We start from the raw sequence: 14,176 nt of genomic DNA on the forward strand, positions 1-14,176 counted from the left end.
TCTTTCCTGATAAAATATTGCAATGCTTCCGCACCGGCTTATTACGATTCAAATTGGTTCGTGACGCGCACGCGGCATAGCCGGAGCAACCTGCTCAATCGAATCTTTATAACAAGAGGACGGAGGACTGTTTACAGCCCGAGCGCTTGGCTCACCAAAGAAACCGTCCATCCATTGCCCTCCCATTATAACAAAAATAAGCATAGCCTCCGAGGCTTCATTTGCGCTTCGGGTGCTATGCTTATTTTGTACCAACAATGAAATAACCGCAGGGGAGCAAAAAAGCATTCCTGCGGTTACCCTTTGCCAGTTTATAATTCAAAATCTCTCGTCTGGAAAGGACATTGCAAATCTAAATAATGGATTTTCAATAGACAAACTAATCTTCCTGTGCTAAGATTATCTTGTGTTAGAGTAAACTCAGTGTATGAGGTGTCCATATGAGTCAAATTATTCAGAAATTAGATCAGCAGCAATTGAAATCCCTCTGCGGTATCGTGGCTCATACGTCTGAAGGATTGACTAAAAGCGAATTAACAACACTTTTGGGTCAATGCAGAATTTGTTCTGTTGATGACGGCTCCTCCCGTAATCAGTTGGGATATACCATAGGCTTAAACAAAAGAGACTGGCTTTACAATTGTCTGGTAGCGGAGATAAACAAGAGCCAATCGTTTAGTAAGGTCTTTTCGTTTTTGCAGGCAGTGCTGAATCCTGCCGCATACACGAGTGCTGATAGCAGGCAAAAATACAGGTACTTATTCGAGGAAACAAACAAAGTCCTTCTCTTTGCCGGGTTATCGATTGACCAAAGTGGGCGATTGGTAGCGGTTTCGCAAGCTGAAACACTTTCTGAAGTTGACCAGCGAGTCAACCACTTGAAAAAAGCTCTATATGACCGTGCCATACATTCTGAGGTACAGAAGTACTGTGTTGAAGACTATTTGAGAGCAGACTATTATGATGCTGTGTTTGAAGCGTCAAAAGGATTGGCTGAACGTGTCCGGCAGATTTCCGGCTTGACTACAGATGGTGGAACACTTTTTCAAACTGTGTTTTCCAAGAACGATCCCTATATCTTCTTTAACGCAATGAAGACCGATAGCGAGCGCAGCGAATTTACAGGCTTGAAGGAACTGCTTGAGGCAATCTTCCACTTGGTTAGAAATCCAGCAGCGCACACACCCAAAGTTAATTGGAAGACTGATGAAACGAAGGTACTTGATATACTTACGTTAATATCGTTTGCACATAAGTATTTAGACGAGTGCCATCGTATGCCAGGAAAATAACGAGAGGATGCTTAGTATGGATAGACCTCAATATGTAAATTGGATTGTTCGAGAGGACGGAGTGGTTTTTGAAGACCAGCAGCCATTGAACTGTTACAGGCTATCCTATGTCAGAGATGACGCTATCCTCGATGACTGGGCACTTCACATTAGAAAGCAGTATGTTCCAGATGGGGAATTGGAAGAAGATGCCGCGTTGAACAAGTTGACGGTAGAGGAATACTTGCGCCAATATATTATCCCGCAAAAAGGAGAACCATTTGGACCGACGGCACGGTCAAATGATATTAGCGAAATTCTGTTTGCGGATTTATTTGAATTCATCCTGAACTATGAAGTTCCACGGTGTAAGCAGCACAACCGTTCCGGTAAAAATGAATCTGAGCATGGCACAGATATAATTGCATACAGGTTCTTCGCTGAGGGAAAAGCCCCGCATAAAAACGATGAGCTTGTGGCAATAGAGGTAAAAGCGCTTCTTTCTTCAAATGAGGCCGGTAAAGTAATTAAAGATGCAGTTACCGATTCAAAAAAAGACGAGGATAGAGTTTCTCATACTTTGAATTACTACCGAAAAAAGCTCCGCTTTATGGGAAAGTCAACAGAAGCAGCGGATGTAGCAAGGTTTCAACAAAAAACCGAATACCCTTATAGAACATCCTTTGTAGGGGCTGCCATTTCAAGCTTGCCAGCTGTCGAAAAGAAAGTCATTGTCGGTATTATGGGAGCAGATTTGGAACTGAAAACAGATCAGTCCGTTTTTTATGTCCACGGAGCAGATTTGATGTCCCTGACACATCAAGTATTCGAAAGGTGTACTAAATGATTTTCTCAAATACTTCAAATTATATGCTCAAATACCAAAAAGCCAAAGCAAAACTTGTAGAGTATGACATTCCGCAAAAGGATTATCCTAAGTTTCCATTAAATTCGAATGAACTATCCTATCCTGTTGTTTACATACTTTCTCGATATGCCGAAAGTGTCATCGAAAACAACGTAGCTGACATGGAAGAATTTTCACCGCATTTGGTGGCTGCTTCACAATACTTTGATGCGGCTGTAGGGGCCAATGATCGTGAGGAATATGATGCTGATTTTTTACTGTCTGGAGCTGCGGCTTATTTTCTCTCTGATGATTTTGGAAGTGCAAAAGTTTTATGTTCTGATTTTTTTGTACGGATAAATCTGGAAATCAACGAGCCTCAAAAAATCACGGGTAACTTACTCGGGTATCTTCTGCTGAATCGAGACTTTCATATAAGTGTAGATACTCCTAATGGAGAAAAAGTCTGCCATTTATTGCTGGTCTATTACAACACAGGAGAAGGGGTAGAGGAAATACGGAGCCTATTATCGGAGTATAGAAAAGCGATTTATGAAAATGACGCTCCGATGGAAATATACTATGTCGATATATTGTGTGCCATTGTTATGGTGGCCTTGTCCAAGTCATCGTGGATCCTTCTGCCCAGGTATTCTGAGTTAGATCAGTCCCTATGGTCAGATTACCTTAAAAGCCCCAAGGTGCCAAGAATGCTGTGGCCTGCGCAACAGCTTATTGGCGAAAAGGGAGTTTTAAGGGGTCAGAGCGCGATAGTACAGTTGCCAACTGGAGTAGGAAAAACTAAAAGTATTGAGCTGGTGATTCGCTCGTCTTTTGCCTCAGGCAGAGCAACCACAGCAATAATAGTTGCTCCGCTCCGTGCTCTGTGCAACGAAATAGCAAATGATATGATTTCGGCATTCGGGGATGAGGTTTTAGTCAACCAGTTTTCTGATGTTCTCGAGGAAGACTTTTCCCTTGAGTTGTTCTTGTCCTTCAAGTCAAAAATACTGATCTGTACCCCTGAGAAGCTCAGTTATATTATTCATCATCAAGCTGATTTCCTGGATGAAATTGGTTTGTATATATTTGATGAAGGCCACATGTTTGATGACGGAAGTCGAGGGGCTATTTACGAATTGTTGATTTCTGAAATCCGGAGCCACATATCAGGGAAAGAGCAAATCATTCTTCTTTCTGCGGTACTTTCTAATGCCGAGCAGATTCAAAAATGGCTCTTGGGTGAAGCTGGTGTTTTAGCGTCAGATTCCAAAATTAAAGCGACACCCAAAACAATCGGGTTTGCCTCGCAAACAAAAGATATCCACTATTATTCTGATGATTCAGCGCAGGAAGATTTTTACGTTCCCCGCAGTATAGAGGTTATTGCATTACAAAAGCGTCCCCGCGAGAAAAAGCAGCGCTATTTCCCAGAGTTAACAGATGCCAAAGACATTGCGATATATTACGCAAATAAGCTATGCAAAAATGGTGGAGCTGCCATTTTTGCTAATCGAACCAGTACCGTGCTGACTGCAATCAACAGAATTATTGAATTAAGGGATCGGGGATGCCTCCTCGCTGAGATTAAAGGAAACAGCGATGGCAAAGAAATGAGTCGACTGGCACAGTTGATGTCCGACTATTATGGGGAACAGCATCCATATACGATTGCCTGCCATTTAGGAGTTCTCCCGCATTATTCTAACTTGCCTAATGGACTGCGTCTTGCTGTAGAGTATGCCTTTAGAAACAAAGCTGTGCGTCTGGTTGTCTGTACATCTACTCTTGCACAAGGAGTAAACATTCCAATAAAGTATCTGTTTATGACCAGTTTTATGGTCGCACGAAACAGTATGCAAATTCGTAGTTTTCAGAATTTGATGGGACGAACTGCGCGATCTGGAATGTATACCGAGGGAAGTGTTATCGTTACAGACCCTCAGCTGTTCGATAATAAGAACAACCGAAGAAATGGCGGCAATTACAAATGGAAAGATTGTATTAAGATGTTTGACAGTAGCGCTGCGGAGCCTTGTGGAAGTTCAATCCTGTCGCTTGTTCAGGACATCCGAATTGACTATGAAACCAGAGTTATCGGTGTCAAAGTTGCTCAATACATTATTGACCACTATGCTGAAACAGATTGTTTCGGACAGTGTGTCAGCAAACTTACTGCAGCTCTTCACAAGGCACATCCACAAAAAAGTGCCAACAGCATTGTGGAATCAATGATGGCACGAAAAAGCATTGTGGAGGCCATCGAAAACCACCTGTGTTTTGTATTTTCAATCGGTGAGGATGCTGATAAGCAGGCGGTAGCGGCTGATATTTGCAAAGGAACTCTGGCATACTTCATGGCAAATGATAATGAAAAAGCCTTGTTAGAAAGAATCTTTGATGTCATCACATCGAAGATAAGTGAACTTGAGCAATCACAGATTAAGAACTACGCCAGAACTATGGTCGGCATTAAGCTTTCGTTACAAATTGAAAAGTGGATAGCCGAAAACCACCTTACCCAGCAGAATTATACAGATGAACAACTGGTTAAGATGCTAATATCTTTTTTCCAGGAAACCCATACGCTCAAGAAAGAAATAGACTGCTTTGCGGATATTTGCCAAATGTGGCTTGAAGGCTGTTCATTTGTTGAAATGCATGAGCGTACATCCTTGCCGATAGCGGATCTTGAAGATATCTGCAGCAAGTTCATTTCTTACGAATTAAGTTTCTTTGTGGGGAACGTCATGGATATCATCGAAATCAATGACGAGGACTTAGTTAATCCATTGCCCAATTTGCTCCTTCTACAAAGAAGATTGAAATACGGAGTCAAAACAGAAACCGCAGTTTCGGTATGCGAGAAAATCTTTAATGACCGATTCCTTGCAAATCTTCTGGCAGACGAAATAGGCCATGATTCAATCGAGGCTAACAGCATCGTAGGTGTTATAAAGTCGCATAAAGATGACATCTTGGATATCCTATCGGCCTATCCGACGTACTTTTCCGAGCGTGTTCAATGGATATGTAAGGATTAACTTCATGGCTTACGCCGAAACTTTTGGCCGCATCAATTGTTCGAGCATATGAAGAATCAGAGGTGAAAAATGACTGTTTGCTATAATAAATTGTGGAAGCTCCTGATCGATAAAAACATGAAAAAGAAGGATCTGCGTCTGGCTACCGGCATGTCTACGACCGCCCTTGCCAAGCTGGGCAAGAACCAGCATGTCAGCACAGAGATCCTGACGAAGATCTGCACTGTGCTGGATTGCGACTTCTGCGACATCATCGAATTGGTGAAGGAGGAGCAGCATGATTGACTTTTCCAAAATCGAGCAATATCGGGAGAACAACCGTATTGAGGCTAAGAAAGCCCTTGGCGGGCTACCCAGGAGCATTTGGGAAACCTATTCCGCCTTTGCCAATACCCACGGCGGTATTATCCTGCTGGGAGTGGAAGAATGGGCGGATAAATCCCTGCACACGGTAGATCTGCCCGACCCTGACAGACTCATTAAGGAGTTCTGGGATATCGTCAATAACCCCAATAAGACCAGCGTGAATGTCCTGTCCTCCAAGGATGTATTTGTGCAGGAGGTGGATGGCGACCACATTGTGATCATCAATGTTCCCCGTGCAGAGCGCTCTTATAAGCCGGTTTATGTAGATGGTAACCCGCTCTGTACCTATCGCCGCAACGGAGAGGGTGACTACCGCTGCACCAAGGAAGAATATCAGGCCATGGTGCGCGATGCATCGGTAAAGACGCAGGATATGCTGGTTCTGAACGAGATGGACTTGACAGTGTTCAGTCAGGAGAGCGTCCGCAGCTATCGCCAGAGGATGCGCCTCTCCCGCCCCGGCCATGTGTGGGAAGCCTTGGAGGATGAAGATTTCCTCCTGAAGATGGGTGCTGTGGGTATCGGCTCTGATGGGAAAAAGCATCCCACCTCCGCAGGACTTCTCATGTTCGGCAACGAATACGATATTGTGCGAGAATTTAACGCTTACTTTCTGGACTATCAGGAACAGTATGACGCTGATACCCGTTGGACTGACCGTATCATATCTTCTTCCGGCGACTGGAGCGGCAATGTGTATGACTTCTATTTCCGGGTCTACAACAAGCTGATTCAGGATATTAAGGTGCCCTTCAAAATGGACGGTGGTACCCGTATAGATGATACCCCAGTGCATCAGGCACTGCGTGAAGCGCTGGCCAACTGTTTGGTGAATGCCGATTACTACGGCAGACAGGGGTTGGTCATCGTCAAAAAGCGTAATAGCATTACGATGTCTAATCCGGGTAGCTTCCGCATCGAAATTGATGCCGCAAAGAGCGGCGGTGTTTCTGATCCGCGGAACGGAGCGATGCTGAAGATGTTCAACCTGATTGATATTGGTGAGCGTGCTGGTAGCGGCATTCCGAATATCTTCCGCGTCTGGCGCGAGCAAAATTGGACAACTCCGGATATTACAGAGCAACTCGAGCCGGAGCGGACAACATTAACGCTCTTATTCTCCAAGAGTGACGATAAAAAAACGGCGATAAAAAGTGACGATAAAAAAGCGACGATAAAATCTGCGCGGCAGAAAGAAGAAATCGTTGCATACCTTACTGATCATATTTCGGCCAGAAGTGCCGATATTGCAGAGCTCCTTGGAGTCAAAAGTACACGAGCCAAGAAACTCCTCTCTGAACTGACTGCGGAGGAAATTGTTGTAGCCGAAGGCGGAAATCGAAACAGAACTTATAAGCTGAAAGCGTAAGGAGAGTGTCAGATGCCAATTCCCAAATATGATGAGATGTACCGTGCCTTCCTTGATTGCTTGGCAGATGGCCAACTGCACAAATCAAAAGAGGTAAAAGATGCGGTTGCAGGGGTTTTCTCGGTTTCCGAAAAGGAACGGGCTGAGATGCTGCCAAGCGGGAAGCAGCAGCTTTTTGATAACCGTATTGGCTGGACAAGGACATATCTAAAAAAGGCAGGCCTTGTGCAAAGCCCGTCACGAGGTATTTATGTGATTACGCCAGCAGGCAGACAAGTCCTCAATGAAAATCCTCCTCAAATCGATAACCTTTATCTTCAGCGCTTTGAGTCATTTCGAAAGTTTATTTCTCCGAACAATAATGAAGAAAGCACCACTTCGACACCCGCAGCAAAAGTATCCAGTAAAACACCACAGGATATTTTGGATGAAGCCTTTCAGCAGATCAACACTACCCTGGCAGATGATCTCTTGAGTGAAATAATGAAGCAGCCTCCCGCTTTCTTTGAACATCTGGTCGTCAAGCTGTTGACGCAAATGGGATATGGTGGCTCGGTGGATGATGCCGGCACGGTCATCGGGCAAACCGGTGATGAAGGCATTGATGGTATCATCCGTGAAGACAAACTTGGCTTCAGCTTGATTTATATTCAGGCGAAGCGTTGGGATTGTGACAAAACCGTTGGCAGACCAGAGATTCAGAAATTCGTTGGTGCGCTGGCTGGACAAGGTGCTTCCAAAGGATTGTTCATTACGACGGCCCAGTTCACGAAAGAAGCACGCCAATATGCAGAGAAGCAACACACCACAAAGGTCGTGCTTGTTGATGGCACCACGCTGGCAAAATTGATGATTGAATATGATTTAGGGGTGTCCACGGAAGCTACATACGAAATTAAAAGAATTGACAGCGACTTTTTTGCGGAGGATCTTGATTGATTTTGCCCGCCAACTTCTGATAATAGCAACTTATCAAAAGCACTACTAAAGTTAGGAGGACACACATGAAATCCAACTTTGAATTTCTCAACAGATACTGGCCTGCGCTGGCACAGATCGGTGCGGCAGCGGAGAGCTATGTCTACTCCGATGCCAATGCCTGCCTGTATAAGTTGGGTATGTTTGGTGAGCGGCTGATTCTTGAGATTTTTGCTTTTGAGCATATCAAGGAACCGACCATCGACAACACCCACGCCAACCGGATTCGCCTGCTGAAGCGCGAAGGCCTGATTCCCAAGAAAATCGACGACATCCTGTATGCACTTCGCAAAACGCGAAACGATGCGGTCCATGCGGGTGCAGACTCTGTGGAGGATGCAAAAACGCTGCTCTCTATGACCTATAACCTTGCGGTTTGGTTCATGGAAGTATATGGCGACTGGGGATATATTGCCCCTGCGTTTGTCATGCCTGAAAATGTGGTGCAGCCGGACTATGAGTCCATCATTAAAGAGCAGGAGGAAAAGATTGTTGCACTCTCCAAGCAGGTCGATGCGGTATCCACCGCAGCATCGTCCAAGACATCCAAGGAACGTGCGGAAAAGGGTGAAACCGCATCCGAGAGCATGGATCTTTCCGAGGCTGAAACCCGCTATCTGATTGACGAGCAGTTCCGTAAATTCGACTGGGAAGCCGACACCAATAATCTGCGTTACTCCAGGGGAACCCGTCCGCAGAAAGGGAGAAATCTTGCCATTGCTGAGTGGCCCACTGATTCTACTGTCGGCAAGAACGGTTATGCAGATTATGCTCTGTTTGTGGGACTGAAGCTCGTGGGCATCGTGGAAGCAAAGAAAGCCGCTATTGACATTCCGTCTGTAATTGACCACCAGTGCAAGGAATATGCCAAGGGTATTAAAGCTGAACATAAGGACTACGTTATCGGCCAGTGGGGTGCATATAAAGTCCCCTTTGTTTTTGCTACCAATGGCCGTAAATATCTGAAGCAAATCGAAACCAAATCCGGTATCTGGTGTCTGGATTTGCGTAGTGGAGCAAATGCCCCCAAGGCTCTGCAAGGCTGGATCAGTCCCCAAGGTCTGATGGAGCAACTCGAAAAGGATATTGCCGCCGCCAATGCCGCGCTCCAGAACACTCCCTTTGATTTACTGCGCGATCCGGATGGATTGAACCTACGCAAATATCAGATCAGCGCTATCGAAGCAGCGGAGCAGGCTGTCATTGACGGCAAACAGACTGTTTTGCTTTCCATGGCAACTGGTACCGGCAAGACCCGTACTATCCTTGGTATGATCTACCGCTTTATCAAGAGTGACCGTTTTAAGCGTGTCCTGTTCCTCGTGGACCGCACTGCGCTTGGCGAACAGGCCGAGGATGTTTTCAAGGAAGTCAAAATCGAAGAATTGATGACCTTAGATTCCATATATAACATCAAGGGTCTGGATGAAAAGGAAATCGATAAGGAAACCAAGATACATATCGCTACAGTACAGAGCTTGGTCAAACGGATTCTCTATCCCGAAAACGATACTATGCCCTCCGTTACTGACTATGATTTGATCGTGGTGGACGAAGCGCACAGAGGCTACATTCTGGACAAAGAAATGAGCGAGACGGAAATGCTCTACCGTAACCAGGATGACTATATCAGCAAATACCGCACCGTCATCGAATATTTCGATGCAGTGAAGATTGCCTTGACCGCGACCCCGGCACTCCACACAACCGAAATCTTTGGCAAGCCTGTCTTCAACTATTCCTACCGTGAAGCCGTGATTGACGGTTATCTGGTAGATCATGATGCGCCACACAATATCCGCACAAAACTGCGTGTTGAGGGTATCAACTATCAGAAGGGCGAACAGCTTGCTATTTACGACCCGGTTACCGGCGAAGTTCTCAATAGCGCTGAGCTGGAAGATGATATGAAGTTTGAAATTGACACCTTCAATCGCCAAGTTATTACGGAGAACTTCAACCGGACCGTCCTCGAAGAAATCGCCTGGGACTTCAATCCGGATGGTCAGGGCAAGACCCTTATTTATGCTGTTGATGACAACCATGCTGACCTCATCGTAAAGATTTTGAAGGAAATCTACGCAGAGGGCGGCGTTGACAACGATACCGTCATGAAGATCACCGGAAGCGTGGCAGGCGGCAACAAGAAGAAAATCTCCGAAGCAATCAAGCGTTTCAAGAACGAGTCTTTGCCTAAAATCGTGGTTACGGTTGACCTTCTGACCACTGGTATTGATGTGCCGGAGATCACCACCTTGGTATTTATGCGTCGCATCAAATCCCGCATCCTTTTTGAGCAGATGTTAGGCCGTGCCACCAGACTGTGCCCCTCCATCGGTAAGACGCATTTCGAGATTTATGACCCCGTGGGTGTGTACGAATCCTTGCAGGATGTCAGCAACATGAAGCCGGTTGTCACCAATCCTTCCACCAGCTTTGAAGATTTGATGAAGGGGCTGGAGGTAGCAGCCACCGATGAGCAGCTTGCCTATCAGATCGACCTGATCGTTGCCAAGCTGCAGCGCAAGCGCCGCAATGTAAGTAAAAAGGCACTGGAGCAGTTTGCCTACCTTACCGGTGGCAAGGATTTGGGCGTCTTTGCAGAACACCTTAACAGCAGCACAATCAAGGAGGCCACCGCTGAACTGCTGGGACATCGTGAGGCGTTCTCCGTGCTGGACAAGGACAGGACCCACCGCAAGCGCCCGGTTGTCATTGATAATCATGAGGACGAGCTGATTGACCACACCCGCGGTTACGGCGAAGGCCAGAAGCCAGAGGACTATCTGGAAGCATTCAGGGAGTTCATCAACAACAATATAAATGCCATCGCAGCTCTGCGCACGGTATGTACCAGACCTTCCGAACTCACCAGGGAAGCCCTCAAGAGCCTAAAGCTGGAGCTTGACCGCCATGACTTCACGGAGAAGCGGTTGAACTCCGCATGGAATGAGATGACCAATCAGGACATTGTGGCCGATATTATTGCCTTTATCCGCCAACAGGCTCTCGGTTCTGCGCTTGTAGGGCATGAGCAGAGAGTAAAGCACGCATTTGCAAAGTTGAGAATGAACCATGAATTCAACAAGACACAGTTAGAATGGCTCAAACGGATCGAGAAGGTTCTGTTGGAAGAGAGCGTTCTTGATGAACAAATTTTTGAAGTTGGCGCATTTAAGAATGCGGGTGGCTTTACGATTATTGACCGCCGTTTTGGTGGGAAGCTTCGTGAGATCATGACGGAGCTCAATGAGTATCTCTATGACGATGGAGGAAGCGTAGCGTGAACAATCAGGAAATCGTAGCAAAACTATGGAATCTCTGCAATGTATTACGGGATGACGGTATTACATATCATCAGTATGTAACGGAACTGACCTATATCCTGTTTCTTAAGATGTGCAAGGAAACCGGCACTGAAGGGGCTATCCCGGAACAGTATCGTTGGGACAAGCTCCTTGCCAAACAGGGCGTTGAACTGAAGAAATTTTACAAAGAACTGCTGGAGCATTTGGGCGAGAGCTGTACTGGCCGCGTCCGGGAAATCTATCAGGGTGCCCAGAGCAACATCGACGAGCCAAAGAATCTGGAGAAGATCATCCAGACCATCGACCAGTTTGACTGGTACACCGCCAAGGAGGAGGGGCTGGGCAATCTGTATGAAGGCCTCTTGGAAAAGAACGCAAATGAGAAAAAGTCCGGTGCCGGGCAGTATTTTACGCCCCGCGTTCTCATCAATGTCATGACCCGACTTATTGCCCCCCAGCCCGGTGAGAGGTGCAACGACCCAGCCTGTGGTACTTTTGGCTTTATGATCGCTGCTGACCGCTATGTCAAGGACCACACCGATGACCTGTTTGAACTGCCTGTGGATCAGCAGGAGTTCCAACGTACTCAGGCATTTTCTGGCTGCGAATTGGTACATGATACTCACCGTCTGGCTCTAATGAACGCTATGCTGCATGATATTAACGGCCCCATCTATCTTGGTGATACACTGTCCAACTTTGGTAAGGAAATGAAAGGCTATGATGTCGTTTTGACAAATCCGCCCTTCGGCACCAAGAAAGGAGGAGAACGTGCTACCCGTGACGACTTTACTTTCCCCACCAGCAACAAACAGTTGAACTTCCTGCAGCACATCTACCGTAGCTTGAATAAGCACGGCGGCGCTCGTGCGGCAGTTGTTCTGCCAGACAACGTTCTGTTTGCTGACGGCGATGGTGAGCGCATCCGCCGCGACCTGATGGAGAAGTGCAACCTGCATACCATTCTTCGCCTGCCCACCGGCATTTTCTATGCTCAGGGCGTCAAAACCAATGTGCTGTTTTTTACCCGTGGCCGCGAGGACAAAGGCAATACCCGTGAGATTTGGTTCTATGATCTGCGCTCCGATATGCCCTCCTTCGGCAAAACTAACCCTCTGAAAGAAAGCCATTTTGACGAGTTCGTTGAATGCTATAAGGATGGTGACCTGTCTGCTCGTACTGAAACCTACAGCGCGGACAATCCCAACGGCAGATGGCGTAAGTTCACCTACGAGGAGATCTTGGCCCGTGACAAGACCAGTCTGGATATCACCTGGATGAAGTCTGACAACGGAACCGAGGACTATACTCTCTCTGAACTGCTGGAACAGATCAAGGAAAAGTCCACCAACATCGCCAAGGCCGTGGCTGCTCTGGAAGAATTGATTGGCGAGGTAGATGAATAATGGATACGAAAGCATTACGGCAAAAAATCCTTGACCTCGCTATCCGAGGCAAGTTAGTGCCACAAGACCCGAACGACGAACCTGCATCCGTGTTGTTGGGACGTATTCGCCAGCAGAAGCAACAGATGGTCAAGGAGGGCAAGCTCAAGCCCAAGGATATTAAGAACGATTCCGTTATCTTTGTCGGTGAGGATAATTTGCATTATGAGAAGTTCGCTGACGGAAGCGTGAAATGCATTGAGGATGAGATACCATTTGAGCTGCCTGATGGCTGGGCGTGGTCAAGACTTGGTGCAGTTGCAGAAGCGATTGGCGACGGCGATCACCAACCTCCTCCGCAAACATCTTTCGGCGTTCCTTTTCTTGTGATTTCAAATGTTTCTGGGGGCCGGTTATCTTTTGAAAACACGCGTTTTGTCAGCAAAGAATATTTCAGCCAACTACCCGAAACTCGCAAGCCGCGAAATGGTGATTTGCTTTTTACGGTTACTGGCTCCTATGGGATTCCGGTCTTGATAGATTCAGATGATAAATTCTGTTTCCAGCGACATATTGCAATAGTTCGTCCGTGCACCATTTCGAATCGTTATCTCTATGTCATACTCGGGTCATCATATGTAAAGTCTATCTGTGATGCTAAGGCTACTGGCACGGCACAAAAGACGGTTGGACTTGCGACACTAAGAGAACTTCTCATTCCCGTAGCGCCCTATAAGGAGCAGATGCAGATTTACGCGCAGACGCAAGATGCGCTAAGTATTGTCGATAGTGTATCCTCAGATAAAGAAGATTTGCTAAACATAATTGAGAGCGCAAAGGCGAAAATCCTCGACCTTGCTATCCGAGGCCAGCTTGTACCACAGGACCCTACTGACGAGCCTGCTTCTGTCCTGTTAGAACGAATCCGAGCAGAGAAAGAAGAACTCATCAAGCAGGGCAAAATCAAGCGAGACAAGAAGGAATCCGTCATCTTCCGTGGTGAGGATAACTCTTATTATCTCAAAACTGGAGAATTGGTGGAGTCGCTGGAGGACTGGGATTTCGAAGAACTCCCCGGCGGTTGGAGTGTATGCTGCCTTGGAGAGCTGTGCGACTACGGTAACTGTACTAATATTGATACCGCTGATATCGCTGATTCTGCGTGGATATTGGATCTTGAAGATATCGAAAAAAATTCCGGTATTGTTCTACAAAAAGTACGCCAAGGCGAACGCAATGCAGGAAGCACAAAGCATCGTTTCCATAAAGGTCAGGTGTTGTACAGCAAACTTCGTCCTTATCTGAACAAGGTAGTCTTAGCTGATGAAGATGGATATTGCACCTCTGAGATTTTGCCATTAGAGTTTGAGTGGAATATACTTCCGCAGTATGCACGCTACTTTTTGATGTCCCCAACATTTTTGAGATATGCCAACAAGTGTTCATATGGCGTGAAGATGCCGCGCCTCGGAACAGCAGACGGGAAGAAAGCTATAATTCTTGTTCCTCCGCTTGAGGAGCAGAAACGAATCGTTATAGCAATTGAGCAGACTTTTTCCCAACTTGCTTTTATCACAGAAAACCTATCCTAATCAACAGCCGCCTTCG

The 14,176-nt window shown here is 46.3% G+C and carries 9 protein-coding genes; all 9 read left to right on the forward strand.

Annotation, left to right across the window (positions count from 1 at the left end; genetic code table 11):
* Positions 1–440: 440 nt before the first annotated feature.
* The 9 genes from H8Z83_RS13820 to H8Z83_RS13860 all read left to right on the forward strand — a co-directional run bounded on the left by H8Z83_RS13820 (position 441) and on the right by H8Z83_RS13860 (position 14,160).
* Positions 441–1,292, forward strand: a complete 852-nt coding sequence (locus tag H8Z83_RS13820) for a TIGR02391 family protein (RefSeq protein WP_187015570.1) — start codon at positions 441–443, stop codon at positions 1,290–1,292.
* Positions 1,293–1,308: 16 nt separating this feature from the next.
* Positions 1,309–2,118: a Hachiman antiphage defense system protein HamA gene (locus tag H8Z83_RS13825; RefSeq protein ID WP_187015571.1), complete on the forward strand. Its 810-nt coding sequence runs from the start codon at positions 1,309–1,311 to the stop codon at positions 2,116–2,118.
* A complete protein-coding gene (locus tag H8Z83_RS13830) occupies positions 2,115–5,162 on the forward strand; it encodes a DEAD/DEAH box helicase (protein ID WP_187015572.1) in 3,048 nt (1,015 codons plus the stop codon). Before H8Z83_RS13825 ends, H8Z83_RS13830 begins: the two co-directional genes overlap by 4 nt.
* Before the next feature lie 69 nt (positions 5,163–5,231).
* Positions 5,232–5,447, forward strand: a complete 216-nt coding sequence (locus tag H8Z83_RS13835) for a helix-turn-helix domain-containing protein (RefSeq protein ID WP_187015573.1) — start codon at positions 5,232–5,234, stop codon at positions 5,445–5,447.
* The gene (locus H8Z83_RS13840; RefSeq protein ID WP_187015574.1) at positions 5,440–6,897 is read left to right on the forward strand and encodes an RNA/DNA-binding domain-containing protein; all 1,458 of its coding nucleotides are present in this window, start codon (positions 5,440–5,442) and stop codon (positions 6,895–6,897) included. The genes H8Z83_RS13835 and H8Z83_RS13840 overlap by 8 nt, the downstream gene beginning before the upstream one ends.
* 12 nt (positions 6,898–6,909) lie before the next feature.
* On the forward strand, positions 6,910–7,836 hold the full coding sequence (locus tag H8Z83_RS13845; protein ID WP_187015575.1) for a restriction endonuclease: 927 nt from the start codon (positions 6,910–6,912) through the stop codon (positions 7,834–7,836).
* Between the two features lie 65 nt (positions 7,837–7,901).
* A complete protein-coding gene (gene hsdR, locus H8Z83_RS13850; protein WP_187015576.1) occupies positions 7,902–11,162 on the forward strand; it encodes a type I restriction-modification system endonuclease in 3,261 nt (1,086 codons plus the stop codon).
* Complete coding sequence (locus tag H8Z83_RS13855) at positions 11,159–12,589, forward strand: type I restriction-modification system subunit M (RefSeq protein ID WP_187015577.1); 1,431 nt, start codon at positions 11,159–11,161, stop codon at positions 12,587–12,589. The genes hsdR and H8Z83_RS13855 overlap by 4 nt, the downstream gene beginning before the upstream one ends.
* The gene (locus tag H8Z83_RS13860; protein ID WP_187015578.1) at positions 12,589–14,160 is read left to right on the forward strand and encodes a restriction endonuclease subunit S; all 1,572 of its coding nucleotides are present in this window, start codon (positions 12,589–12,591) and stop codon (positions 14,158–14,160) included. The genes H8Z83_RS13855 and H8Z83_RS13860 overlap by 1 nt, the downstream gene beginning before the upstream one ends.
* Positions 14,161–14,176 lie beyond the last annotated feature (16 nt).

The organism is Dysosmobacter segnis (assembly GCF_014297285.1).
Classification (GTDB): domain Bacteria; phylum Bacillota; class Clostridia; order Oscillospirales; family Oscillospiraceae; genus Oscillibacter; species Oscillibacter segnis.